Origin of the sequence: Rugamonas sp. DEMB1 (genome assembly GCF_029834475.1) — a bacterium.
In the GTDB taxonomy this organism is placed as follows: domain Bacteria; phylum Pseudomonadota; class Gammaproteobacteria; order Burkholderiales; family Burkholderiaceae_D; genus Rugamonas; species Rugamonas rubra.
The window spans coordinates 2,473,636-2,497,683 of sequence record NZ_CP122407.1; the positions used below are offsets into that span (position 1 = coordinate 2,473,636).

The following is a 24,048-nucleotide window of genomic DNA, read 5'->3' on the forward strand; positions in this document are numbered from 1 at the left end:
CGCCCGCGCACATGCACGCCAGTCAGCAGCACGGTTTCACGCTGGTGGAGGCGATCATGGTCATGGTCATCACCGGCGTGCTGGCCGGCATCCTGGTGCTGTTCATCCGCCAGCCGGTGCAGAACTATCTGGACGCCTCCGGCCGCGCCGAACTGGGCGACCAGGCCGACCTGGCCTTGCGCCGCATGACGCGCGAGTTGCGCGGCGCGCTGCCCAATAGCGTGCGCACGGGGGGCGTGGGCGGCGTCAGCCTGATCGAATTCATCCCTACCAAGATCGGCGGACGCTACCTGTCCGCCGAGGACAATCCAGTTGGCGGGCAACCGGTGCTCGACTTCGTGAACGGCACGCAAATCTTCACCGTGGACGGCGTCCTGCCCGTCGGCGTCACCGCCATTGTGGGTGGCGTTGGTGGCGACGATATCGTCATCGCCAACTTCGGCACCGGCTTCGTCGGCGCCGACGCCTACCTTGGCGTCAACCGGGGCCATGTCGCGGGCGTGAACGTGAACAACAACCAGGTCACCTTGGACGCCGTCTCCTTCATATCGGCAAACCCATCGCCGGACCAGCGCTTCCAAGTGGTGCAGCCGCCAGTGATGTTTGTTTGCGACCCGGTGGCCAGAACGCTGACGCGCTTCTGGAACTACGGCTACCAAGTGGTCACGCCGGCGGCGGGCGCCGGTCGCTCGGCCGTGCTGGCCCGGAACGTGGTCGCCTGCAACTTCCAGTACGACGTGCCGCCGAACGTGCACATCGGCCTGATCGGCCTGACCATCGTGCTGGGCCGTCCCAACAGCGACGAAACGATCACGCTGGCCCACCAAATCCACGTCGATAACACGCCATGAGCCTAGCGACCCGTTTGCCAACTTTCATGCGCGTACGCGCGCTGCGCCGCGCCGCCGGGATCGGCATGGTGACGGCGATCTTCCTGCTGGTGGCGCTGGCCGGGCTGGCGGTGGCCATGGTCTCGCTGACCACCACGCAGCAGAGCAGCGCCGCGCTCGACGAGCAGGGCGCGCGCGCCTACCAGGCGGCGCGCGCCGGTCTGGAATGGGCGCTGTGGGTGCGCCTGCAGGGGCCGGGCAGCACGGCGGCCACCACGCCGTCGCTCACGCCGGGCATCGCGCTGGCCTGTCCCGGCACCTACAGCTTTCCGCTGCCGCAGGGCAGCACGCTGGCGGCCTTCACCGTCACCGTCGTCTGCACCGCGCCGACGGGCGTTGGCCAGCGCTTGCAGATCCAGTCGACCGCCTGCGCGCCGGCCTCGGCGGCCAACGCCTGCCCGAATCCGGCGCCCGGCGCCGACTATGTGCAGCGGCAATTGCAGGCGGAGCTTTGAGACTTGGAAACTGTGCGTTTTTGCACGCGAAATGCAATATTGCAGTAAAAGGCGTAGGCATCTTGAATATAATCAAACAACTAGCGTGTTTTCCCCACGTCGTGTTGACCACATAGATTGCAGGCATGGGTTTCTTCTCAAAATCTAAGAAAAAAGAAGGCTGGCTGACGATCAATCTGCTCGCCGACGGCATTTGCGTCGGCGCCGTGCGCCGGGTCAGCGAGGCCAAGCCGGTGGTCGAGCTGGCGCAGTTCTATCCGCTCCAGCCCAGCGACTCGCCCGAGGCGCTCGACAAGCTGGCGCGCGAACTGCGCGCCGGCAGCTTCCGCTGCGGCACGCTGCTGAACGGCGGCGAATACCAGCTGCTGGCGGTCGAGGCGCCCAACGTGCCGCGCGAGGAGCTCAAGACGGCGGTGCGCTGGCGCCTCAAGGACATGCTTGACTTCCATGTCGACGACGCCGCCATCGACGTGCTGGAGATCCCGGTCGACAAGAGCGCGGTGCAGCGCGCCAACACCATGTTCGTCGTCGCCGCGCGCAACAGCGTGGTCAAGGAGCGCCAGGAACTGTTCGGCGCGGCCAAGTTCCGCCTGCGCGTGATCGACATCCCCGAGTTGGCCCAGCGCAACATCTCGGCCCTGCTCGAACCGCAGGGGCGCGGCCTGGCCATGTTGTCCTTCGGCGCCGACGGCGGCCTGCTCACCGTCACCTACAACGCCGAGCTCTACCTGGCGCGCCACATCGACGTCACGCTGGCGCAGCTGCTCGAACCCGACTCCGACAAGCAGCAGGTCTGTTTCGAGAAGATCGCGCTGGAGCTGCAACGCTCGATGGACCACTTCGACCGGCAGTTCCATTTCATCAGCGTCTCCAAGCTGCTGCTGGCGCCGAGCGGCGCGCCCGGCCTGCACGAATACCTGGCCAGCAACCTGTACCTGCCGGTCGAGGCGATGGAGCTGAGCGACGTCTTCGACCTGGCCAACACGCCCGAGCTGGCCGAGGTGGAGCAGCAGCGCCGCTACTTCCTCACGCTGGGCGCCGCCCTGCGCTACGAGGAGAGCAGCCTGTGAGCCAGCAGATCAATCTGTTCAATCCGATTTTCCTGAAGAAGAAGCGGGTCTTCGGCGCCGTGCCGATGTTGCAGGCGCTGCTGGTGATCCTGCTCGGCGCGCTGGCGCTGGGCGGCTACGCGCGCGCCCGCGTCGGCGAGCTGGAGCGGCGCGCCGCCGCCGGCAAGCTGTTGCTGGAGCAGCGCGAGGCGCGCCTGGTCAAGGTGACGGCGCAGTTCCAACCGCGCCTGGCCAATCCGGCGCTGGCCGGACAGCTGGCCAACGCCGAGCTGCTGCTCAAGTCGCTGCGCGACGCCGACGCCGTGCTGCACAACGGCCGGCTCGGCAACACCGACGGCTACGCCGAGTATTTCCGCGCCTTGGCGCGGCAGAACGTCGGCGGGCTGTGGCTGACCGGCGTGTCCATCGTCGGCGCCGGCCACGACATCGGCGTGCAGGGCAGGGCGATGCAGCCGACCTTGATCCCCAACTACATCGCCCGCCTGAACGCTGAAAAAATCATGCGCGGCAAGAGCTTCGCCAGCCTGCGCATCGAACGCGCCATGCTCGAGCCGGCCGCGCCGGCACCGGCAGCGGCGCCGGCAGCGGTGCCGATATCGGCGCCGCTGGCCAAGCTGGCCGGCATCGCCGCCCCGGCCCCGGCCGACGCCGCGCCGGCGCCAGCCGCCGCCACGGCCAAGCTGGCGCCCTTCGTCGAGTTCAGCCTGCAATCGATCGAACCGGAGGCCGCCAAATGAAACAGCAATGGCTTAAATTGATCACCCGGCTCGACGCGATGAGCTTGCGCGAGCGCGCCATGGTGTTCGCCGGCAGTGCCGCCGCCATCGTCTTCCTCGTATACAGCATGCTGCTCGACCCGCTGTTGGCGCGGCAGAAGGCCCTGCTGGCGCAGATCAGCCAACAGCAGAACCAGGTCGCCGGCATCGATATGGAAATCACCGGCAAGGTGGCGGCCTTCGGCGTCGACCCCGACGAGGCTGTGCGCGCCCAGCTGAAACAAGCCGGCCAGGAGAGCGACAAGGCCAGCGCCGCCTTGCGCGCGCTGCAAAAGGGCCTGGTCGCGCCGGAGCGGATCGCGCCGCTGCTCGAACATCTGTTGCGCGGCAACGGCAGGTTGCAGTTGCTGTCGCTGAACACGCTTCCGGTCAGCGGCATCAGCGAAATCGGCGCCGGCTTCGACGCCGTCACGCCGGCGGCGCAGCCCGCGCCCGCCGCCGCCCAGCCGGCCGCCACCGCTGCGGCGGCGGCCGGCGCCGTCGCCAAGCCGGCGGCGCCGGCCAAACCGCCGGAGCTGTTGTACCGCCACGGCGTCGAGCTGGTGCTGCAGGGCGGCTACGTCGACATGGTCAACTACATGGCCGCGCTGGAAGCCCTGCCGAGCCAGCTGTTCTGGGGCAAGGCCAAGCTGGACGCCGGCGACTACCCGAACGCCCGCCTGACCCTCACGCTGTACACGCTCAGCCTGGACAAGAAATGGATCTCGATATGACCGCCGCCCGCCACGCCGCCGCAGTGCGCCGCCGGCCGTCCGTGTCGGCCTTGGGTCTGGCGCCCCGGCTGGCGCTGGCGCTGGATTTGGCCAAAGCCACCGCCAAGGCCACGGCCACAGCCACGGCCACGGCCTTGGCCTTGGCCTTGGCTGCGGCATGCCTGCCGGCCGCCGCGCAGGGCCTGCCCGACCCGACCCGGCCGCCGCCCGAGGCGTTGCGCGCGCTGGGCGGCGGCGGCGCCGCCGCCGCCGTCCCCGCGCCGCCGGCCAACGGCGGCCGTCCGCAGCTGCAATCGGTGTTGACCGGCAGCCGTGGCCGCGAGGTCGCCGTGATCGACGGCCAGACGCTGCGGCGCGGCGACAAGTTCCACGGCGCCGTGTTGAGCAAGGTCGGCAAGAACAGCGTCGTGTTGCGGCGCGGCGCCAAGATCGAGGTACTCACCCTATTGCCCGCCGATCAGGCGGACGCACGGCCGGCAACGGCCCGTTGATGTTGGTATTGATGAAGAGACGCACTATGCAAAAACTACTCCTGGTCGTCGCGGTACTGTTGGGCTTGAGCGCCTGCCAGGCGCCGCATCGGCGCGACACCTACGACAAGATCAACGAGGAGCTGGCGGCGGCCGCCGCCAAGCCGGCCGCGACCACGCAGAGCGAGGCCGTGGCCAGCGCGCTGCTGCCGCCGGTGGCCAAGCTGGCCGAGCAGCTGCCCAAGGCGCGCGCCGTGCTGGAGGAACGCTTCAACGTCAACTTCAACAACGTGCCGGCACAGCAGTTCTACCACTCCATCGTCGCCGGCACGCGCTACAACATGCTGATCCATCCGGAGGTGGTCGGCAGCATCAGCGCCAACCTGAAGGACGTCACCCTGTTCGAGGCGCTCGACGCCGTGCGCGAGCTGTACGGCTACGACTACAAGGTCGAGGGCAGCCGCATCTACATCCGCCCGTTGACCATGCAGACGCGCATGTTCCAGGTCAACTACCTGACCTCGGTGCGGCGCGGCAGCTCCAGCCTGCGCGTCAACTCGACCTCGGTGGCCAGCGCCGGCACCAGCAGCAACAGCAACACCAGCAACAGCGGCGGCAACAACAGCACGCCGAACAACAACAACGACAATTCCGGCAACAACCCGAACGACGCCAACAGCCGCGGCTCGCAGCGCGACAGCAGCAACGTCTCGACCCAGACCAATAGCGACTTCTGGGCCGAACTGAAGATGGCGCTGGAGGCCATCATCGAAACCGGCAAGGACGGCCGCAGCGTGGTCATCAGCCCGCAGTCCGGCGTGGTGCTGGTCCGCGCCATGCCCGAGGAGCTGCGCAACGTCGACCAGTACCTGCGGGCCACCCAGTTGTCGGTCGAGCGCCAGGTGATCCTGGAGGCGAAGATCCTCGAGGTCGAGCTCAACAGCGGCTTCCAGAGCGGCATCAACTGGTCCGCCTTCGGCCGCTTCCGCGACGGCCACGGCAACAACAAGTTCTCCACCGGCTTCCTCTCGCCCGGCACCGCGCTGAACCCGCTGGCCCAGGGCGGCGGCGGCGCCACCGCGCCGAGCGTCATCGCCAGCGCCGGCGGCGTCGGCATCACCGCCAGCAGCGGCTATTCGCTGGGCGCGGCCGGCGACGCCGTCGGTTCGCTGTTCGGCCTGGCCTTCCAGACCAGCAACTTCGCCGCGCTGATCTCCTTCCTCGAATCGCAGGGCACGGTGCACGTGCTGTCGAGCCCGCGCATCGCCACCTTGAACAACCAGAAGGCCGTGCTGAAGATCGGCACCGACGAGTTCTACGTCACCGGCGTCAGCACCACCACCACCACCAGCGCCGGCAGTGCCCCGGTCACCTCGCCCAGCGTGACCCTGCAACCGTTCTTCTCCGGCGTGGTGCTCGACGTGACGCCGCAGATCGACGCGCGCGGCAACATCACGCTGCACGTGCACCCCTCGGTGAGCCAGGTGTCGACCGTCAGCAAGGGCGTCAACCTGGGCGTGGCCGGCAGCCTGACGCTGCCGCTGGCCGCCTCGTCGACCTCGGAAATGGACAGCATGGTGCGCGGCCAGGACGGCCAAGTGGTCGCCATCGGCGGCCTGATGCGCCAGGCCACCACCACCGACCGCTCGCAGGTGCCCGGCGCCGGCGACGTGCCGCTGCTCGGCGCGCTGTTCCGCAACACCAAAGATGTGATGCAGAAGCGCGAGCTGGTGGTGCTGATCAAGCCGACCATCGTCGAGAGCGGCGCCAGCTGGAACGAGGACCTGCTCGAGGCCGGCCGCCGCGTCAAGGAACTCGATCCGCGCCGTCCGATGGAGCGCCGCTAACCATGTACCAGCAACATTTCGGCCTGCGCGAGGTGCCGTTCAGCCTGACGCCCGACACCAGCTTCTTCTTCAGCAACGCGCGCTCGCAGGAGGCGCTCAACACGCTGCTGGTGGCGGCGCGCAGCGGCGAGGGTTTCATCAAGATCACCGGCGAGGTCGGCACCGGCAAGACGCTGCTGTGCCGTAAATTCATCGCCACCCTGGGCGAAAACTTCGTCACCGCCTACATTCCCAACCCCTACCTGGAGCCGCGCACCTTGATGCTGGCCCTGGCCGACGAGCTCGAGGTGACCTTGGCGCGCGACGTCGACCAGCACCAGTTGCTCAAGTCGATCACCTACCGGCTGATGGAGCTGGCCGGGCAGGGCAAGCAGGTGCTGCTGTGCCTGGACGAGGCGCAGGCGATCCCGTTGGAAAGCCTGGAGGCGCTGCGCCTGCTGACCAACCTTGAGACGGAGAAGCGCAAGCTGTTGCAGATCGTGTTGTTCGGCCAACCCGAGCTGAACCGCCACCTGGAGCTGGACTCGATCCGCCAGTTGGCGCAACGCATCACCTTCCACTACCACCTGGGACCGCTCACGCGCGACGACATGGAATATTATTTGGCGCACCGCCTGCGCGTCGCCGGCTACGGCGGCGCCCGCCTGTTCAGCCGGGGCGCCATCGGCAAGCTGTACGCGGCCAGCGGCGGCATTCCGCGCCTGGTCAACATCATCGCCAACAAGGCGCTGATGCTGTGCTACGGCGAGGGCCGCCAGCAGGTCAGCCGGCGCCACGTCAAGCTGGCCGCCGGCGACACGCAGAGCGGCAAGCGCGCCGGCTGGCGCTGGCCTTGGCTGGCCGGCGCCGGCCTGACCCTGCTGGCCGCCGCCTGCGGACTCACCTGGACGCTGAGCAAATGAGCCTGATCAATAAAATGCTGCAGAACCTGGACGCGCGCGGCGGGCCGGGCGCCCAGGCCGACCGCCAGGAGATCAAAACCGTGCTGGCGCCGGCGCGCGACGGCAAGCGCGCCGTGCTGCTGGGCGCCGGCGCCGCCGCGCTGCTGGCGCTGGCCGCCGGCGGCTGGCTGGGCTGGCGCTATTATGCGGCGCATCGGCCGCCGGCCGCCGTGGCGCCGCCGATTGTGCTGGTGACGCCGGGCGCCCGCGCTGCCCCGGTGGCGGCAACCGTCGCCCCGGCCGCAGCGCCGGCGCCGATGCCTGGCGCCGCCACTGCCACATTGGGCGCGCCGGCCGGCCCCGAAACCAGCGGCGTGGCGGGCTCATCCGCCCCGGCGGGGCAGGTGGCATTGCTGAATCCCGCGCCGGTGGCAGAGCGTTCGTCGGTGAACCGCGCGGCTGTGGTGGCGCGTTCGGCGCCGGCCGCCGACCGTGTTGCCGAGCGCGCAGCGCGGGCGGAGAAAAAGCTGTTTGCCTCGCCGCGTGCCGTCGAGCGCATGGAAAACGAACTGAGCCCGGCGGTGCGCGCCGAGAGCGCCTACCGCCGCGCGCTCGGCGCGCTGCAGGAAGGCCGCGTCAGCGAGGCGCTGGCCGGCCTGGAGCGTGCTCTGCAGCTGGACCCGCAGCACGAGGCGGCGCGCCAGACCCTGGTCAGCCTGCTGCTGGAAAACGGCCGCACCGCCGAGGCGACGCAGCAGCTGCGCGCCGCGCTGGCGGCCGACCCGCGCCAGCCGGCGTTAGCGATGCTGTTGGCCCGTCTGCAAGTGGAAGGCGGCGGTCCCGCCGTCGAGACGCTGTTGCGCACCATGCCTTACGCCGCCAACAACGCCGACTACCACGCCATGCTGGCCGGCCTGCTGCAACGCGGCCAGCGCAACGCCGAGGCGGCCGAGCATTACCAGGCCGCCTTGCGCCTGGCGCCGCATAACGCCGTCTGGTGGATGGGATTGGGTATCGCCCTGCAGGCCGACAAGCGTCTGCCCGAGGCGCGCGAGGCCTACGGCCGCGCCAAGGCGGCGGGCAGCCTGACGGCGGAGCTGCAAGCCTTCGTCGAGCGCAAGCTGGAGCAGTTGGCGCGCTGAGGCGTCGATTGTCTCGAGAGTAGCGCCTGCGGCGCGCACCGGCGGCGTCGCCGGCTTGGCGCCGCCCGGCAACGAGGCGGCATGGCGCCGGCGTCTACAGGCTGGCCTGCGCGCCCCAGATCTGCTTCATGCTGAAACGCACGCCGGCCTGGTCCTCGCTGAGCACCTCGGCGATGGCGCAGTCGCTGTCGCCGGTGCTGCGCAGCGGGCCGTCGGCCAGCGCCGCGCCGGCCGTGCCGCGTAGGCAGCGCACGCCCAGCAGGCCGTCGTCGGACAGGCGCCGCGTGACCACGCCGACCTCGCCGTTTTGCAGCCGCACCAGGCAGCCGGGCGGATAGTTGCCCAGCTGGTGGGCGAAGTGCTCGGCCAGCACCGGGTCGAGCGGCAGCTCATGGTCTTCGAGCAGGTTGCGCATGGCCTGGTCGGGCAGCACCGAGCGGCGGTAGTTGCGCGCCGAGACCTGGGCGCAATAGCGGTCGGCCAAGCTGATCAGCTTGGCGTTCTGCGTCACCTGCGGGCTGGCGATGCCGGCCGGATAGCCGCTGCCGTCGTCGTTCTCGTGGTGCAGCAGCACGCAGGAGAGCCATTCCTCGTCCTCGACGCCGGCGCACTTGAGCAGGTTGGCGCTGTCCTCCGGGTGGCGGTGGATGATCGCCATCTCCTCGCGGTTGAGCGGGGTGTGCTTGTTCTGGAAGTTCTCGTGGTGGCGCAGCATGCCGACGTTCATCGTCAGCGCCGCCGCCGTCACGGTCAGCGTGTCCTTCGGCGCCTTCTGCATGGCGCGCGCGATGACCACCGCCACCACCGCCGTCTCGATGCAGTGGCGCACCGCATAGCTGCCGGCGATCTGGTTGAGGAAGATGCAGGCCAGCGCGATGTCGGGGTTGAGCTCGACCGCCAGGATCACCTCGCGCGCGATGGCGCGCAGCTCGGCCTCGGCGTTGTGCTCGTTGCGCAGCTCGTGCAGCAGCCGCTCCAGGCGCCGGTTCGACTGGTTCAGCTGGTGCAGCACCGAGGTCGGCGGCTCCGCCTCGGCCAACTGCGGCGCCTCCAGCGGCGCGTCCAAGGCCGCGCCGGCGGGCGGTAGCGCCGCCGCCGCGTCGCCGGCCTGGGCCGGCGCGAACAGTTTCCAGCGCGAAGACTTGCCCAGCACCAGATCCTTCAAATTGATACGCCGTTGCGCCATGATCGTCCCCGTCTTGCTATGCCCCGCCGATCGTCGCCGCCGGGGCTGGTATGTGTCGCCTACACGCCGGCCAGTCGCTGCAAGGCCAAGGCGAGAGTCTCGTCCTGTTTGGCAAAGCAGAAGCGCACGATGCCCGACTCCTTGCCCTGTTGATAGAAGGCCGACACCGGGATCGCCGCCACCTTGACCTCGCTGGTCAGCCACTCGGCGAACTGCGCCTCGGGCAGGTCGGAGATGGCGTCGTAGCGGACGCACTGGAAATAGGTGCCGTCGGCCGGCAGCAGCTCGAAGCGGCTGCCCTGCAGGCCGGCGCGGAACAGGTCGCGCTTGCGCTGGTAGAAGGCGGGCAGGTCCAGATACGGCGCCGGGTCGGCCATGTAGCTGGCGAAGCCGTGCTGCATCGGCGTGTTGACCGAGAAAACATTGTATTGGTGAACCTTGCGGAACTCGGCGCTGAGCGCGGCCGGCGCCGCCACGTAGCCGACCTTCCAGCCGGTCACGTGGTAGGTCTTGCCGAAGCTGGAGACGACGAAGCTGCGCGCCGCCAGTTCCGGCAGGCGGCACACCGACTCGTGGCGCGCGCCGTCGTAGACCATGTGCTCGTACACCTCGTCGGACAGGACCAGCACCTCGCTGCCGCGCACGATGTCGGCCAGCGCCGCCAGGTCGGCGGCGCGCAGCACGCTGCCGGTCGGGTTGTGCGGGCTGTTGATGATGATCAGCCGGGTGCGCGCGCCGACGGCGGCCGCCACCTTGTGCCACGGCACGCTGTAGCCGGCCGCGCCCAGTTCCATCTGCACCAGCACCGGCACGCCGCCGGCCAGCGCGATGGCCGGCAGGTAGGAGTCGTAGGCCGGCTCGATGACGATCACCTCGTCGCCCGGATGGACGCAGCACAGGATGGCCGTGGTCAGCGCCTCGGTGGCGCCGGCGGTGACGGTGATCTCGCTGCCGGCGTCGTACTCGTGGCCGTAGAGGGCGGCGATCTTCTGCACGATGGCGGCGCGCAGCGGCGGCGCGCCGGTCATCATCGGATACTGGTTGAAGCCGGCGCGCATGGCCTCGCCGACCATGTCGATCAGCGCCGGCTGGCAGGCGAAGTCGGGAAAGCCCTGGCCCAGGTTGACCGCGCCGAACTCGGCGGCCAGCTGCGACATGCGGCTGAACACGGTGGTGCCCACGGCGGGCAGGCGGCTGGGCAACTGCGGGGTGGGGAAGGGCGCGGCGGAAAGACGACTATTCATGGCGGCTGGCAAGTTGATTGGTCCTCTTATTCTAGCGCAGCCGGCCCTGTTTGGTGTTGCCCGGAACGCCTTTCTATCGGCCGCAGTGGGGGCCTCCAACGCAAGATTAGGGTCAGACTCCCCGCCTTGGCGCTAGGGTCTGACCCTGGCTCTGTGTCTCTGGGTGGTGTTGGCGCCGCCGGCGCCTAGGTTCTGCGGCGCTGCCGGCTCAGGCCGCCGGCTCGTCCAGCGTCCACGCCTCTGGCACGATGACGCGGAACATGCCGGCCTTGCCCAGCCGGCGCGCCAGCTTGAGCAGCGCCTTGTCCTTGGTGATCAGCACGTCGGCCTGGGCGTCGCGCGCCAGTTCGAGGAACTTCTGGTCGTCGCGGTCGCTGCAAACCGGCAGGCGCACGCCCGACACCGGCGGCGCCACCACCTTGATCAGCGCGTCGAAGCGGGCGGCGGCGAGCGGACGGCTGGCCTCGTCGAGCGGCAGGTGCTGGTAGTGCAGCACCACCAGGTATTCGGCGCGGCAATCCTCGCGGGTGATCGCCTCGACCGCGCCGGACTCGATGGCGGCCAGCAGGCCGGCCCAGCGCGGATCGTGGAACACGAACAGGTCGAGGCAAACATTGGTGTCTAGGATGATGCGTTTCGGTGGAACAGGTATCATGTCGGCAATTCTGTAGATGTGTTGATTTGGAATCTTATGCTGATTGTGCTTTCGCCCGCAAAAAGTCTCGATTTGGAGACGCCCCCCACCACGACCATTGCCACCACGCCGGACTTCCTCGACCAATCGGCCCAGCTGATCGAGCGCCTGCGCCGTTTCTCGCCGGCCGACGTGGCCAGCCTGATGGACTTGTCGGACAAACTGGCCAGCCTGAACGTGGCCCGCTACGCCTCCTGGAGCAGCGACGCTGCCGACGGCCGCCAGGCCGTCATGGCCTTCAACGGCGACGTCTACACCGGCCTGGCCGCGCGCAGCCTGACGCCGGGCCAGCTCGACTACGCCCAGTCGCACATCCGCATCCTGTCCGGGCTGTACGGCATGCTGCGTCCGCTCGACCTGATCCAGCCGCACCGGCTGGAAATGGGCACCCGGCTCGACACGCCGCGCGGCAAGGACTTGTATTCCTTCTGGGGCGACACCATCACCCAGGCGCTCAACCGCAACGCCGAGGCGCAGGGCGCCAAGGTGCTGGTCAACCTGGCGTCGGAGGAATATTTCAAGTCCGTCCGGCCGGCCAAGCTGGCCGTGCCCGTCATCACCCCGGTGTTCCAGGAGTGGAAGGGCGGCAAGTATAAAATCATTTCCTTCTACGCCAAGCGGGCCCGTGGCCTGCTGGCGCGCTACGCCGCCGTCAACAATGTGCGCGACCCGCAGCGCCTGAAGGACTTCGACGTCGACGGCTACGCCTACGTGCCGGCCGAGTCGAGCGCCAACAGCTGGATGTTCCGCCGCCGCGTCGCCGAGTAGGCTGGGCGGCAACAAAAAACCGGGGCGGGCACCGGTTTTTAGCTCAGCTCGGCAACAAGCCTAGTTCCACAGCTTCCACCAGTGGCGTTCCGCCTTGACACCCTCGTCGAGGAAGGCGCTCTTCGGATAGTTCTTCTTGAACACGCGCATCGTGTCGTCGCGCAGCTCGCTCATGCCCAGCTTGTCGTAGCCACGGATCATGATGAACAGGCCTTCCTCGATCGCCGGCGAGTCGCGGTAGTCGTTGACGGCGCCCATCGCGCGGTTGACCGAGGCCAGGTAGGCGCCCCGGCGGTAGTAGTAGCGCGCCACGTGCACCTCGTACGACGCCATCGCGTTGATCAGATACTTCATGCGATCGATCGAGTCCGGGGTATACTTGCTGTTCGGGAATTTGTCGACCAGCTGTTTGAAGGCGCTGAAGGCCTCGCGCGTGGCTTTCGGGTCGCGTTCGGTCGGATCTTGCTCGTAGATGAAGTTGAGGAAGCCGATCTGGTCGTTAAAGTTGATCAGACCGCGCAGATAGTACATATAATCCACGTTGGCGTGATTCGGGTGCAGCTTGATGAAGCGCTCGACGGCGGCCAGCGCCTGGGCCTGGTCCTGTGCCTTGTAGTAGGCGTAGGCGATCTCCATCTGCGCCTGTTGGGCGTAGGTGCCGAAAGGATAGCTCGATTCTAGCTTCTCGAACAACTGAATTGCGCGTTCGTAGTGGCCGCCCTCCAATTCATCGGTCGCCTCCGAGTATAATTTCGTAGCGCTCCAGCCTTTAGTCTCATCGACTTTTTCTGGCAATAAGCTGCAAGCTGACAAACCAAGCAGAACGACGGTTGCTGCAACTAACGATAATTTTTTTTGCATGTTGTTTTGCAAGAAGGTGTTTAACCAAGTTTTTACAATAGGCTGATTATAGCCGATGGGAATGCTGTGATATTAACTCCAAAGCCGAATTTGGCTGATTCTTCCTCCGATCATGAACTCGACGCCGAGTTCGACGCGGAGATTCTAGCCGATGGCGACGACGACGGCTTGGCGCCGATCGAACTCGAACTGACGCCGGATGCCTGTGGTCAACGCCTCGACAAGGTGATTTCCAAGCTGGTGCCGCAATTCTCCCGTGGCCGCCTGCAAATGTGGATCGACGACGGCTTCGTCACGGTCGATGGCAAAGTTGCCCGCAGTAACAAGGACACCGTCTACGGCGACGAGAAGATCGTCATTCTGCCCCAACCGGCGCCGGAAGACGAGGCTTTTAAGCCCGAAGCGATGGAATTGAACATCGTCTACGAGGACGAACACCTGATCGTCATCAACAAGCCGGCCGGCCTGGTGGTCCACCCGGGCGCCGGCAACTGGTCCGGCACGCTGCTCAACGGCCTGTTGCACCACTGCCCGCAGCTGAGCGGCGTGCCGCGCGCCGGCATCGTCCACCGCCTCGACAAGGACACCAGCGGCCTGATGGTGGTCGGCAAGAACCTGCCGGCCCAGACCGACCTGGTGCGCCAACTGGCCGCCCGCACCGTCAAGCGAGAATACTTCGCGCTGGTCTGGGGCACGCCGCGCCAGAGCGGCACCATCGACGCCTCGATGGGCCGCCATCCGAAGGACCGCATCAAGATGGCCGTCTCGACCAACTTCTCGGCCAAGCCGGCGATCACCCACTACGAGTTGCTGGCCTCGGGCGATCTCGACCGTCGTCCGGTCAGCCTGGTGCAGTGCCGCCTGGAAACGGGCCGCACCCACCAGATCCGCGTCCACATGATGTCGATCGGCTTCTCGCTGGTCGGCGACGTGATGTACGGCAAGCAGCATCTGGCCAACGTCTTCCCGCGCCAGGCGCTGCAGGCGCGCCGCCTCGGCCTGGTCCACCCGGCCACCGGCGAGCAGTGCGAGTGGCTGGTGCCGCTGGCCGACGACTTCGCCGCGCTGATCGCCCAGGCCGGCATCGAAGAGCCGGAGATGGTTTGACGGGGTTGAACGTGCCGGCCGTCTTGCCGTCCTCGTCCTGGTTGGCACCCGATTGGCCGGAGTTGCCGGCCAATGTGGGTGCGCTGTTCACCACCCGGCGCGGTGGTGTCAGCGTGGCGCCGTACGACGACGGCTATGGCGGTGGCGGCCTGAACTTGGGCGTCCACGTCGGCGACCAGCCGGGCTGCGTCGCCTTCAACCGCGACTTGCTGCGCGCCGCCTTGCCGGCCGAGCCGGCCTGGCTGACCCAGGTGCACGGCACCACCGTGTTCGACGTGACGGCGCATGCCGGTTTCGCCGCTGCCGCCGCGGCCGCGGCGGAGGGCGCTGCCGGCGTGTCGCAGGCCGACCCGCTGGTCGCCTCGGCGCCGGCGGTGCCGGGCGCCGCCACGCAGGAGGCGCACGCCAATTTCGCCCCGCCGTGGGCGGAGGGCCAGCTCGCTGTGCCGCGCACGGACCCCGCGCCGGCCGCGCCGGAGGCGGACGCCAGCCTGGCGCACGCGCCCGGCAGCGTCTGCGTCATCATGACGGCCGATTGTCTTCCCGTGCTGTTTTGCGACCGCGCCGGCAAGGTGGTGGCGGCGGCCCACGCCGGTTGGCGCGGCCTGGCCAACGGCGTGCTGGCGCGCACCGTGGCCGGCATGCGCGCGGCCGGCGCCGGCGAGATCCTCGCCTGGCTGGGGCCGGCCATCGGTCCGGCCCGCTTCGAGGTGGGCGCCGAGGTCAAACAAACCTTCCTGGAGCAGGGCAGCGCGGCCGACGCGGCGCGCCTGACGGCGGCCTTCACGCCGCTGCCCGGCCACCCCGGGAAATATCTTGCCGACATTTATGCGCTGGCCCGTTGTATGCTTGAGGCCGACGGCGTGTCGCGCATCGCCGGGGGCGAGCTGTGCACCGTCTCCGACGTCGCCAATTTCTACTCCTATCGGCGCGACGGTGTCACCGGAAGGCAGGCGAGTTTGATCTGGATCAAGTGACGTGTGCGCCGTCTCGCTTAGTCTTCTGGCGGGGCGGCGGCCGGTGCCCCTGGCGCGGCGGCCTGTTGCGCCGCCAGTCGGGCCCGGTGGGCGGCCTGCCAGGCGGCGTCGCGCTTGGCCTTGCGCTTGCGGCTGCCGGCCACGTAGTAGGCGAAGCCCAGCGGTAGCACGCAGTACAGTAGGAAGGTGAAAATCCCAGCGGAAACGCTGGCTTGCGTCACGGCGATCAAGCCGACGACGTAGATCCATGCAATAGCGACAATCAGCATACAGCAGCCTTGGTGAAGTAAAGATATACAACTATTTTTAGGGAATCAAACATGAATGTGCCAGATCCTCAAGTCATTGCCAACGCATGGATGTCGCAGATGAGCGACCCCAGCCAGTGGCAATCCTGGTTAAAAATGGTGCCGGAGGCCGACAGCCATCCGGTCGCCGCCGTCCTGAAAGACGTCGGCGCCGCCATCCAGCCGGAAGTCGTCGAGGAGCTGAAGAACCGCTACATGGCCGATGTCGGCACCCTGTGGCAGGATTTCCTGGTCGGCAAGCCGCCGGCCATCGGCGACCGCCGTTTCAGCTCGGCCGCCTGGCAGGGCAACCTCTTGTCGTCGTTCAATGCGGCATCATACCTGCTCAACGCCAAGTTTCTCACCGCCATGGCCGACTCGGTCGAGTCGACGCCCCATCAAAAGCAGAAGATTCGCTTTGCCGTGCAGCAAATCGTCGACGCCATGTCGCCGGCCAACTTCCTCGCCACCAATCCGGAAGCCCAACAAAAACTCATCGAGACCAAGGGCGAGAGCCTGACCCGTGGCATGGCCAACATGCTGGCCGACATCAACAAGGGCCACATTTCGCTGTCCGACGAGACCGCCTTCGAGGTCGGCCGCAACCTGGCCACCACGCCCGGCCAGGTGGTGTTCGAGCATCCGCTGTTCCAGCTGATCCAATACAGCCCGAGCACGCCGAACGTGCACCAGCGGCCGCTGCTGATGGTGCCGCCGTGCATCAACAAATTCTACATCCTCGATTTGCAGCCGGAAAACTCGCTGGTCAAATACGCCGTCGACCAGGGCAACACGGTGTTCCTGGTGTCCTGGAGCAATCCGGACAAGTCGCTGGCCGGCACCACCTGGGACCAGTACGTGGAGCAGGGCGCCATCCAGGCCATCCGCGTGGCGCAGGAGATTTCCGGCCAGGAGCAGCTGAACATGCTCGGCTTCTGCGTCGGCGGCACCATCATCTCGACGGCGCTGGCCGTGCTGGCCGCGCGCGGCGAGCATCCGGCCTCCAGCCTGACCCTGCTGACCACCTTCCTCGACTTCAGCGACACCGGCGTGCTCGACGTTTTCGTCGACGAGACCCAGGTGGCGCTGCGCGAAAAGACCTTGCGCGACGGCGGCCTGATGCCGGGCCGCGACCTGGCCAGCACCTTCTCCAGCCTGCGGCCGAACGACCTGGTGTGGAACTACGTGCAGTCGAACTACCTGAAGGGCAACGAACCGCCGCCGTTCGACCTGCTGTACTGGAACTCGGACAGCACCAATCTGCCCGGCCCGATGTTCTGCTGGTATCTGCGCCACACCTATCTGGAGAACAGCCTGAAGGTGCCGGGCAAGCTGACGGTGGCCGGCACGCCGCTCGACCTGGGCGCGATCCGCACGCCGACCTTCGTTTACGGTTCGCGCGAGGACCATATCGTGCCGTGGCCGTCGGCCTACGGCTCGCTGGCCATCCTCAACCAGGACCGGCCGGAGCTGAACCGCTTCGTGCTGGGCGCCTCCGGCCACATCGCCGGCGTGATCAATTCACCGGCCAAGAACAAGCGCAGCTACTGGACCAACGACGCTGCCGTCACTGCGCCGGCCAAGCCGGCGGCCAAGGGTAAAACGTCGAAGGCGGCCAAGGCCGCCGCCGCCGCGCTGCCCGACGCCGACAGCTGGATGGCCGGCGCCACCGAGCACGCCGGCAGCTGGTGGCCGCAGTGGTCGCAGTTCCTCGCCGAGCACGGCGGCAAGTCGGTGAAGGCCCGCAGCAGCCTGGGCAGCGCCAGCCATCCGGCCATCGAGGCGGCGCCGGGACGTTACGTCAAAGTAAGAGCTGATTAATTACGGCAACACCGCACGGGGCCACGTTGTGGCCCCGTTTTTGCGTCCGGGGTTTGTCACGTCGCCGTCACATACTTGTTATGTTGTAAATTTGGTTGCGTTGCAATAAAAACCTAAAAGTTATAAGTGGATGTGCAAATGCTGCTTTTTCCACTCTATAATAGGTGAAGTAGGCTTGTGGGAAAGCGGACCGAAGTTCGCTTTTTTTTCGAATTGTTAGAGTACGCGCTGCGGCGCAATAAGTGGACTTGTGATGAGTAGTGCGAAAAAAAATGCTGACCGCCTGATTAAGAAATACCCCAACCGCCGTCTGTACGATACCCAGACCAGTTCCTACATCACGCTGACGGACGTGAAGCAGTTGGTGCTCGACAACGAAGAGTTCACCGTCGTCGACGCCAAGTCGAACGAGGATTTAACGCGCAGCATCCTGTTACAGATCATCCTGGAGGAGGAGGCCAACGGCGCGCCGATGTTCTCCAGCGTCGTGCTGGCGCAGATCATCCGCTACTACGGCCACGCCATGCAGGGCATGATGGGCTCCTACCTGGAGAAGAACGTGCAGGCCTTCACCGACATCCAGCGCAAGTTCACCGGCGGCGGCGGCGCGGCCGGCACCTTCGAAGGCAAGCCCTTCAGCCCGGAAATGTGGACCCAGTTCATGAACGTGCAGGGCCCGATGATGCAGGGCATGATGAACAACTACATCGACCAGAGCAAGAGCCTGTTCGTGCAGATGCAGGAACAGATGCAAAGCCAGAGCAAGAACATCTTCGGCACCTTCCCCTTCGTGCCGCCGGTTCCGACCGACAAGACCTGATCCTGTTTCCGTCACCGCAGCGGCGGCGCCCGGGTAGGTTCCCGCGCGCCGCCGCTGTGTTTTCGGCGCCGCCGGCGGCCTTGTTGCCGCCCGCGCCCAATTCCCCACGGAAATCCTGCCCCATTGCGCCATGCGCTATAATGGCAGATTCGCCTGAATCTTCTTTCCCCGCACCCACTATGTCCGAGATCTCCCGCATTCCCGCCGCCGCGCCAGCCCCGTCGCCAGCCGGCAGCACCACCTTCACCGGTTCCGCGCCGAAAGTCGGCTTCGTCTCGCTCGGCTGCCCCAAGGCGCTGGTCGACTCCGAACAAATCCTGACCCAGCTGCGCGCCGAAGGCTACGAGACGGCCAAGTCCTACGACGGCGCCGACCTGGTCATCGTCAACACCTGCGGCTTCATCGACGCCGCCGTGCAGGAATCGCTCGACGCCATCGGCGAGGCGCTGGCCGAGAACGGCAAGGTCATCGTCACCGGCTGCCTGGGCGCGAAAAAGGACGCCGCCGGCGACGACATCATCATGAAGGTGCACCCGAAGGTGCTGGCCGTGACCGGCCCGCACGCGCTCGGCGAGGTGATGGACTCGGTCCACCTGTACCTGCCGAAACCGCACGCCCCCTTCCTCGACCTGCTGCCGCCGCAGGGCGTCAAGCTGACGCCGAAGCACTACGCCTACCTGAAGATCTCCGAGGGTTGCAACCACCGCTGCAGCTTCTGCATCATCCCGTCGATGCGCGGCGACCTGGTGTCGCGCCCGATCGCCGAGCTGATGATGGAGGCCGAGAACCTGTTCAAGGCCGGCGTCAAGGAACTGCTGGTGATCTCGCAGGACACCTCGGCCTACGGCGTCGACGTCAAGTTCCGCTCCGGCTTCTGGAACGGCCGCCCGGTCAAGACCCACATGACCCAGCTGACCGAAGCGCTGGGCGAGCTGGCCAAGACCTACGGCGCCTGGGTCCGCCTGCACTACGTCTATCCCTACCCGCACGTCGACCAGGTGATCCCGATGATGAGCGGCGGCCACATCCTGCCCTACCTGGACATTCCGATGCAGCACGCCCACCCCGAGGTGCTCAAGCGCATGAAGCGTCCGGCCAGCGGCGAGAAGAACCTCGACCGCATCCAGGCCTGGCGCGCCATGAACCCGGACCTGACCATCCGCTCGACCTTCATCGCCGGCTTCCCCGGCGAGACCGAGGCCGAGTTCGAGTACCTGCTGGACTTCCTCAAGGAAGCGCAGATCGACCGCCTGGGTTGCTTCGCCTACTCGCCGGTCGAGGGCGCCACCGCCAACGCGCTGGACAATCCGGTGCCCGAGGAACTGCGTGAAGAGCGTCGCGGCCGCGTCATGCTGCTGCAGGAGGAGATCTCCAAGCAGCGCCTGCAGGCCAAGGTCGGCAAGACCGTCCGCGTGTTGATCGACGAGGTCACCACCCGTGGCGCCGTCGGCCGCTCCAGCGCCGACGCGCCGGAAATCGATGGCGTGGTGCACATCAAGGGCTCGCTGATGCCGGGCAAGAAGCTCAGCGTCGGCCAGTTCGTCGACGTCACCATCACCGCCGCCGACGCCCACGACCTGTGGGCCCAGGTGGCGTAAGCCGCCGGTCCGCCGCGCGGATCGACATATAATGAGGGCGGGCCGGCGACGGTCCGCCCTTTTTTACGCCCGCAGCAGCCACACGACAGCCGACACCATGACCCGCAAAAAATCCGCCCAGACCGCACTGATCCACACCGACTACAGGGCGCCGGAGGGCTTCGCCGCCTTCCCCAGCGCGATCCACCACGCCTCCACGGTGCTGTTCAAGAACGTCGCGGCCATGCGCTCGGGCGACTGGAAGGAGAAGAACGCCTATACCTACGGCCTGCACGGCACGCCGACCACCTTCACGCTGGAGGCGCGGCTGGCCGAGATCGAGGACGGCAAGCACTGCCTGCTGGCGCCCAGCGGCCTGGCCGCCATCGCCATGGTCGACTTCGCGCTGCTCAAGACGGGCGACGACGTGCTGCTGCCCGACAACGTCTACAACCCCAACCGCGAGCTGGGCAAGTGGTTGTCGCAGGACTTCGGCGTCACCGCGCGCTACTACGATCCGCTGGTCGGCGCCGGCATCGCCGCGCTGATCCAGCCCAACACCAAACTGATCTGGACCGAGGCGCCCGGTTCGGTGTCGATGGAGGTGCCCGACTTGCCGGCCATCTGCGCGGCGGCGCACGCGCGCGGCGTGTTGGTCGCGCTCGACAACACCTGGTCGGCCGGGCTGGCGCTGCGCGGCTTCGAGCTGGGCGTGGACATCATCATGCAGGCGCTGACCAAGTACCAGTCGGGCGGCTCGGATGTGCTAATGGGCGCGCTGATCACGCGCGACCGCGCGCTGCACGAACGCCTGAGCCTGGCGCACATGCGTCTGGGCATGGGCGTCGGCGCCGACGACGCCTACCTGGTGCTGCGCAGCCTGCCGACCATGAAGCTGCGTTTCGACGCCCACGACAGGGCGGCGCGGCAACTGGCGGCCTGGCTCAAGGCGCGGCCGGAGATCGCCAAGGTGTTGCACCCGGCCTTCGAGGACTGTCCCGGCCACGCCGTTTGGCGGCGCGACTTCAGCGGCGCCGGCGGCCTGTTCTCGGTGCTGTTCGACGCCCGCTACACGGAAGAGCAGACCGACCGCTTCGTCGATTCCTTGAAGCTGTTCAAACTCGGCTACAGTTGGGGCGGCGCCAACAGCCTGGTCATGCCCTACCGCATCGCGCAGATGCGCAAGGGCTGGCGGGAGGAGGGGATCTTGGTGCGCTTCAACGTCGGCCTGGAGGATGTGGCCGACTTGATCGCCGACATCGAGGCGGCCTTCGCGCTGATGTAGGTTCGGGCCGCGCGCGCCACAGGACGCATTTGAGAATGTGATATTTTATTGTAAACATTGCAAATGAAGTACGGTAAGCTGTGGGGCCAATACACAGGAGCCTTTCAATGCCGTTACCGCTACTCAAGAGCATCACCCTCGTTGTCGGACTCGCCTGCCTACCGGCCGCTTTTGCCGCGCCATGGACTATTCAGACCGGGCACCCTCGACTGTACGCGACCAAGGCCGAAGTCGACCAACTCAAGAATGCATTCCCACAGGCTGGCGCACTGCCGGCCGAACGGGGCACCATCCAGTTTACGATCTCCGGGGCGGCCAAGGTGGAAGGCGACCAGCCGTGGGCGGTATTGTTTGGAACAGGTTCCAACGCCACGAACGCGATCATGGTCCGACACCACGATGAGAAAGACGCGGTATCGGGCGGGCGTGACGTCGTTTTGCAGGTGGGTTTCATCATGGCTGGCGCCACATCGCTTGCCGCAACTGGACTGCTCACTCTCAAGCCTGACACTGCGGCCACGGTAACCATCAGCTACGATACGCTACAGAAAAAAGCCACAATGTCGGCCACCAATGCCGCTGTGGCTCAACTGTCCTATCCCGGCGGCAGCTTCGATTGGAAGCCGGGCAACCAGGACCACGAGTTTGCTGCCCGCAGTGGCGATGTTGTGACAGGCGTCAGTGTGAAAGATGACGTCACCGGCGCCCTTGTGTGGCGGCGTGATCGCATTGATTACCAGTTGAACGCGGCGCGGAAGGCTTTTCTCAACTATACGCTAGGGATAGCCAACAAGATATTGAGTACCTGCCGGGTGACCAGCCATCCGCCCAAGGACTCTAGTTCCTCATGTGACACGGCGACAGCAGGCCGGAATGTCACTTTGGAAAATGCTAAGGAACTCGGACTGGCGTACAGTCTGTCGGGCAACCCGATCTACTTGGCTGCGGCTCGGAAGTACGTCGACATGATCAATGCGATCCGCCAGTATCCGGTCCTTGGTCTTACCGTGGGGATCGAGTGGTCGATGAATGCGCGGGTTGCCGCGCTCGGCGTAATTTATGATTGGTTCTACGATGATCTGACTGCCACGATGCGCGCCAGTATCCGTAACACGATCCGCGACACCATTCGTGCCGATATCGTGGCGCCGGCCGAGCACCCGAACGACGATCTGATCGCGATGATCTGCGGCAGCGCCGGACTGGCCGCGTCGACCACTCAGCTTGCCTGCGGTGGCACGCCAGACCTGTCGCGTGCCTACATCAGCGGGCATCAGGCCAGTGCGATGACTGGTGCCGTGCTGGGCCTGCTCGCAATTGCTGAGGATAGCTTCGCAGAGGGGCAAGACGTGAAGCCGATGATCGACACGATCTACGGCCACCTGAACAATGGTTTGATCCCGGCACGGGACTATATCAGCGCCGAAGGCGGCAACCACATGTTGCATGCGTATGGTTCGGCCGGCGAGACGATCGAACGCCTCATCATGTGGCGACGGGCGCTGACGCCGGCGGCCGGTACGACGATCGCCCCGAGCAAGTTCGAGTACAAGGTGATCCTGCCCTACATCTACGCGATGCGCAGCGACGGCACCTTCCCGGCCACCGGCGACAATTTCGATATAAGTGTTTCCGGTGCTTCCATCAGCTATATGAGCCTGGCCGCAGCCGCCGGTGGCGATGGCGTGGGGACGACATTCTATGAACGGTACGTCAAGCCGGCGCGCCCTTGGGGCTCTACACAACTGATCCGGGACACGCTGTACTTCCCGGGGCAACGGACGCAGGAAGTCAGCCTGTCCACACTGCCGCTGGCAAAAAAATTCGACGTTGCCGGCAACGTCTACATGCGCGACAGCTGGGACTTCGCCAACTCGACGCTGCTGGACTTCAAAGTCGACCTCGTTCATCAGTGAAAACCACCAACACATGGACCAGAACAGTTTTTCTGTGTTCCGTCATGCCCCGCTTCTGGTCGATTCGGGCGTGTACGACGACTACAACACTTCGCACTGGGACAACTATTACCGCCGAACCATTGCGCATAATAGTGTCGTCGTCTTCAATCCGGCTGAAAAATTCACTCAGGACGGTAAAGTGCTGAGCAACGATGGTGGCCAATGGTTCAAGCCCGATGTCGCGGGCAAGCCTGGCCAGATCCGCTACCCCACCTTGGCGGAAATCCAGGCGGGAAAACGCAATGCGCTGGACGGCGTAACGCATTTCGAAGAGGGCGGGCGCTACGCGTTTGTCACAGGTAACGCGAGCAAGGCGTACTCGGCAAAGCTGGATCAGACAAACGGCTTCCTGCGCAGCGTTGTGTATTTGCGCCCACCGGCCGCCGGCGGAAAAACTTCCATCCTGGTATTCGACCGCGTTCTCACCACCGGCAAGCTTGCGGCGACATCGCTGCTGCACAGTGTTGGAAAACCGGCGACCCACGCCTCGCCGATTGCGGAACTCAACGCGGGCGGGCGGGTCAGGCTGCAGCCAACGCCGAACAATCAGCCGTTGCTCGTGCGCAACCAAGGCGGCATGGTCACGATCGACCCGCTGTTGCCGAAAAACGCACGCGTGGTCTTGGCGGGTGGCGTGGCCGATGCCAAATGTGATCAGATCGTGCTCAACGATGAGCAAACGGTGGACGATTCCGACTGCCGCTTCATGGTGCGCAAGGCCGTCGGCGGCAACGCCTTCAGCTGGTACAACTATGCCCCGAAGACGGTCGTCACGAAGAAAAACCTGTCCGATGTTGGCGTCTGGCGCATGGAGTTCTCGGCCGTCGACGAAGGGCAAGCGGCGCCGAGCGACGCGCAGTTGTTCCTGAACGTGTTGCATGTGGAAGAGGAGAGGCCTGAAGCGGACCCTGCGTCGAACAGCGCAGTCCTGCTTGAGAGCACTTCAACGAATACGGCGGCGGTTGCGGTGGATGCCGCTACGACTGTCGTGTTCGTCAAAACCCCGGATGCAGCCACATCGGTGCGCTGGAAGTCGTCGAAGGAGTACACGGGCTCGATCCTGGTGACCGGGCTCCTTCCCTTGACTGCGTACCTCAGGACATATGACGCGGCTACTCAAGAGACGGTGATGAGGACCGCCAGCGCCACTGATGCCATGGCGCTGATGACGTCCAAGAACGGGGTATTGAACATCGCGGCAAAGTAAGTCGTCGACCCG

General features: G+C 66.2%; 23 protein-coding genes. 18 read left to right on the top strand and 5 right to left on the bottom strand.

What is annotated here, in order from left to right; all coding sequences use genetic code 11:
* Positions 1-11: 11 nt before the first annotated feature.
* The 9 genes from QC826_RS11350 (at position 12) to QC826_RS11390 (ending at position 8,244) form a co-directional block, all read left to right on the top strand.
* On the top strand, positions 12-851 hold the full coding sequence (locus QC826_RS11350; RefSeq protein WP_279765719.1) for a type II secretion system protein: 840 nt from the start codon (positions 12-14) through the stop codon (positions 849-851).
* A gap of 26 nt (positions 852-877) precedes the next feature.
* A complete protein-coding gene (locus tag QC826_RS11355; protein WP_279765720.1) occupies positions 878-1,345 on the top strand; it encodes an agglutinin biogenesis protein MshP in 468 nt (155 codons plus the stop codon).
* A 125-nt stretch (positions 1,346-1,470) separates the two neighbouring features.
* Complete coding sequence (gene pilM, locus QC826_RS11360) at positions 1,471-2,415, top strand: type IV pilus biogenesis protein PilM (RefSeq protein WP_279765721.1); 945 nt, start codon at positions 1,471-1,473, stop codon at positions 2,413-2,415.
* A complete protein-coding gene (locus QC826_RS11365) occupies positions 2,412-3,152 on the top strand; it encodes a hypothetical protein (protein ID WP_279765722.1) in 741 nt (246 codons plus the stop codon). Before pilM ends, QC826_RS11365 begins: the two co-directional genes overlap by 4 nt.
* Positions 3,149-3,904, top strand: coding sequence for a type II secretion system protein GspM (gspM, locus tag QC826_RS11370; RefSeq protein ID WP_279765723.1), 756 nt, complete (start codon positions 3,149-3,151; stop codon positions 3,902-3,904). Before QC826_RS11365 ends, gspM begins: the two co-directional genes overlap by 4 nt.
* Positions 3,889-4,395 carry a hypothetical protein gene (locus QC826_RS11375; protein WP_279765724.1) on the top strand — a complete coding sequence of 169 codons (507 nt, stop codon included), beginning with the start codon at positions 3,889-3,891 and terminating at the stop codon, positions 4,393-4,395. The genes gspM and QC826_RS11375 overlap by 16 nt, the downstream gene beginning before the upstream one ends.
* A gap of 26 nt (positions 4,396-4,421) precedes the next feature.
* Positions 4,422-6,221 (top strand): pilus (MSHA type) biogenesis protein MshL, encoded by a 1,800-nt coding sequence (mshL, locus tag QC826_RS11380; protein WP_279765725.1) that lies wholly within the window; start codon positions 4,422-4,424, stop codon positions 6,219-6,221.
* Positions 6,222-6,223: 2 nt separating this feature from the next.
* Complete coding sequence (locus QC826_RS11385; RefSeq protein WP_279765726.1) at positions 6,224-7,123, top strand: ExeA family protein; 900 nt, start codon at positions 6,224-6,226, stop codon at positions 7,121-7,123.
* Positions 7,120-8,244, top strand: a complete 1,125-nt coding sequence (locus QC826_RS11390) for a tetratricopeptide repeat protein (RefSeq protein ID WP_279765728.1) — start codon at positions 7,120-7,122, stop codon at positions 8,242-8,244. Before QC826_RS11385 ends, QC826_RS11390 begins: the two co-directional genes overlap by 4 nt.
* Before the next feature lie 94 nt (positions 8,245-8,338).
* Here QC826_RS11390 and QC826_RS11395 read toward each other — a convergent pair whose 3' ends face one another.
* The 3 genes from QC826_RS11395 to QC826_RS11405 form a co-directional block, all read right to left on the bottom strand.
* Complete coding sequence (locus QC826_RS11395) at positions 8,339-9,430, bottom strand: HD-GYP domain-containing protein (protein ID WP_279765729.1); 1,092 nt, start codon at positions 9,428-9,430, stop codon at positions 8,339-8,341.
* A 59-nt stretch (positions 9,431-9,489) separates the two neighbouring features.
* Positions 9,490-10,674, bottom strand: coding sequence for a pyridoxal phosphate-dependent aminotransferase (locus tag QC826_RS11400; protein ID WP_279765730.1), 1,185 nt, complete (start codon positions 10,672-10,674; stop codon positions 9,490-9,492).
* 208 nt (positions 10,675-10,882) lie between these two features.
* Positions 10,883-11,329 carry a putative toxin-antitoxin system toxin component, PIN family gene (locus tag QC826_RS11405; protein WP_279765732.1) on the bottom strand — a complete coding sequence of 149 codons (447 nt, stop codon included), beginning with the start codon at positions 11,327-11,329 and terminating at the stop codon, positions 10,883-10,885.
* A gap of 36 nt (positions 11,330-11,365) precedes the next feature.
* On the opposite strand from QC826_RS11405, the gene yaaA reads away from it, so the two are divergent.
* Positions 11,366-12,136 (top strand): peroxide stress protein YaaA, encoded by a 771-nt coding sequence (yaaA, locus tag QC826_RS11410; protein WP_099417647.1) that lies wholly within the window; start codon positions 11,366-11,368, stop codon positions 12,134-12,136.
* Between the two features lie 60 nt (positions 12,137-12,196).
* Here yaaA and QC826_RS11415 read toward each other — a convergent pair whose 3' ends face one another.
* Positions 12,197-12,997, bottom strand: a complete 801-nt coding sequence (locus QC826_RS11415) for an outer membrane protein assembly factor BamD (protein ID WP_279765733.1) — start codon at positions 12,995-12,997, stop codon at positions 12,197-12,199.
* A 90-nt stretch (positions 12,998-13,087) separates the two neighbouring features.
* On the opposite strand from QC826_RS11415, the gene QC826_RS11420 reads away from it, so the two are divergent.
* Both QC826_RS11420 and pgeF read left to right on the top strand, forming a co-directional pair.
* Entirely contained in the window at positions 13,088-14,104 is a 1,017-nt protein-coding gene (locus tag QC826_RS11420; RefSeq protein ID WP_227458409.1) for an RluA family pseudouridine synthase, read from the top strand.
* Positions 14,101-15,081 (top strand): peptidoglycan editing factor PgeF, encoded by a 981-nt coding sequence (pgeF, locus tag QC826_RS11425; RefSeq protein ID WP_279765734.1) that lies wholly within the window; start codon positions 14,101-14,103, stop codon positions 15,079-15,081. Before QC826_RS11420 ends, pgeF begins: the two co-directional genes overlap by 4 nt.
* Positions 15,082-15,098: 17 nt before the next feature.
* Here pgeF and QC826_RS11430 read toward each other — a convergent pair whose 3' ends face one another.
* On the bottom strand, positions 15,099-15,350 hold the full coding sequence (locus tag QC826_RS11430; protein ID WP_279765735.1) for a hypothetical protein: 252 nt from the start codon (positions 15,348-15,350) through the stop codon (positions 15,099-15,101).
* Positions 15,351-15,440: 90 nt separating this feature from the next.
* Between QC826_RS11430 and phaC the strand changes: the two genes are divergently transcribed.
* The 6 genes from phaC to QC826_RS11460 all read left to right on the top strand — a co-directional run bounded on the left by phaC (position 15,441) and on the right by QC826_RS11460 (position 24,036).
* Positions 15,441-17,189, top strand: coding sequence for a class I poly(R)-hydroxyalkanoic acid synthase (phaC, locus tag QC826_RS11435; RefSeq protein WP_279766450.1), 1,749 nt, complete (start codon positions 15,441-15,443; stop codon positions 17,187-17,189).
* A 253-nt stretch (positions 17,190-17,442) separates the two neighbouring features.
* Entirely contained in the window at positions 17,443-18,009 is a 567-nt protein-coding gene (gene phaR / locus QC826_RS11440) for a polyhydroxyalkanoate synthesis repressor PhaR (protein WP_093388763.1), read from the top strand.
* A 179-nt stretch (positions 18,010-18,188) separates the two neighbouring features.
* Positions 18,189-19,607: a 30S ribosomal protein S12 methylthiotransferase RimO gene (gene rimO / locus QC826_RS11445; RefSeq protein WP_245774296.1), complete on the top strand. Its 1,419-nt coding sequence runs from the start codon at positions 18,189-18,191 to the stop codon at positions 19,605-19,607.
* A gap of 97 nt (positions 19,608-19,704) precedes the next feature.
* A complete protein-coding gene (locus QC826_RS11450; RefSeq protein ID WP_279765736.1) occupies positions 19,705-20,871 on the top strand; it encodes a cystathionine beta-lyase in 1,167 nt (388 codons plus the stop codon).
* Between the two features lie 107 nt (positions 20,872-20,978).
* Positions 20,979-22,787 carry a hypothetical protein gene (locus QC826_RS11455; RefSeq protein WP_279765737.1) on the top strand — a complete coding sequence of 603 codons (1,809 nt, stop codon included), beginning with the start codon at positions 20,979-20,981 and terminating at the stop codon, positions 22,785-22,787.
* A gap of 13 nt (positions 22,788-22,800) precedes the next feature.
* Complete coding sequence (locus tag QC826_RS11460) at positions 22,801-24,036, top strand: heparinase II/III family protein (RefSeq protein ID WP_279765738.1); 1,236 nt, start codon at positions 22,801-22,803, stop codon at positions 24,034-24,036.
* The last annotated feature ends 12 nt before the right edge of the window (positions 24,037-24,048 follow it).

Excerpts from the sequence above, each read along its gene's own strand:
- QC826_RS11350 (WP_279765719.1), top strand. The coding sequence starts at position 12 with ATGCACGCCAGTCAGCAGCACGGTTTCACGCTGGTGGAGGCGATCATG.
- QC826_RS11355 (WP_279765720.1), top strand. The coding sequence starts at position 878 with ATGCGCGTACGCGCGCTGCGCCGCGCCGCCGGGATCGGCATGGTGACG.
- pilM (WP_279765721.1), top strand. The coding sequence starts at position 1,471 with ATGGGTTTCTTCTCAAAATCTAAGAAAAAAGAAGGCTGGCTGACGATC.
- gspM (WP_279765723.1), top strand. The coding sequence starts at position 3,149 with ATGAAACAGCAATGGCTTAAATTGATCACCCGGCTCGACGCGATGAGC.
- QC826_RS11375 (WP_279765724.1), top strand. The coding sequence starts at position 3,889 with ATGGATCTCGATATGACCGCCGCCCGCCACGCCGCCGCAGTGCGCCGC.
- mshL (WP_279765725.1), top strand. The coding sequence starts at position 4,422 with ATGCAAAAACTACTCCTGGTCGTCGCGGTACTGTTGGGCTTGAGCGCC.
- QC826_RS11385 (WP_279765726.1), top strand. The coding sequence starts at position 6,224 with ATGTACCAGCAACATTTCGGCCTGCGCGAGGTGCCGTTCAGCCTGACG.
- QC826_RS11390 (WP_279765728.1), top strand. The coding sequence starts at position 7,120 with ATGAGCCTGATCAATAAAATGCTGCAGAACCTGGACGCGCGCGGCGGG.
- QC826_RS11395 (WP_279765729.1), bottom strand. The coding sequence starts at position 9,430 with ATGGCGCAACGGCGTATCAATTTGAAGGATCTGGTGCTGGGCAAGTCT.
- QC826_RS11400 (WP_279765730.1), bottom strand. The coding sequence starts at position 10,674 with ATGAATAGTCGTCTTTCCGCCGCGCCCTTCCCCACCCCGCAGTTGCCC.
- QC826_RS11405 (WP_279765732.1), bottom strand. The coding sequence starts at position 11,329 with ATGATACCTGTTCCACCGAAACGCATCATCCTAGACACCAATGTTTGC.
- yaaA (WP_099417647.1), top strand. The coding sequence starts at position 11,366 with ATGCTGATTGTGCTTTCGCCCGCAAAAAGTCTCGATTTGGAGACGCCC.
- QC826_RS11415 (WP_279765733.1), bottom strand. The coding sequence starts at position 12,997 with ATGCAAAAAAAATTATCGTTAGTTGCAGCAACCGTCGTTCTGCTTGGT.
- QC826_RS11430 (WP_279765735.1), bottom strand. The coding sequence starts at position 15,350 with ATGCTGATTGTCGCTATTGCATGGATCTACGTCGTCGGCTTGATCGCC.
- phaC (WP_279766450.1), top strand. The coding sequence starts at position 15,441 with ATGTCGCAGATGAGCGACCCCAGCCAGTGGCAATCCTGGTTAAAAATG.
- phaR (WP_093388763.1), top strand. The coding sequence starts at position 17,443 with ATGAGTAGTGCGAAAAAAAATGCTGACCGCCTGATTAAGAAATACCCC.
- rimO (WP_245774296.1), top strand. The coding sequence starts at position 18,189 with ATGTCCGAGATCTCCCGCATTCCCGCCGCCGCGCCAGCCCCGTCGCCA.
- QC826_RS11450 (WP_279765736.1), top strand. The coding sequence starts at position 19,705 with ATGACCCGCAAAAAATCCGCCCAGACCGCACTGATCCACACCGACTAC.
- QC826_RS11455 (WP_279765737.1), top strand. The coding sequence starts at position 20,979 with ATGCCGTTACCGCTACTCAAGAGCATCACCCTCGTTGTCGGACTCGCC.
- QC826_RS11460 (WP_279765738.1), top strand. The coding sequence starts at position 22,801 with ATGGACCAGAACAGTTTTTCTGTGTTCCGTCATGCCCCGCTTCTGGTC.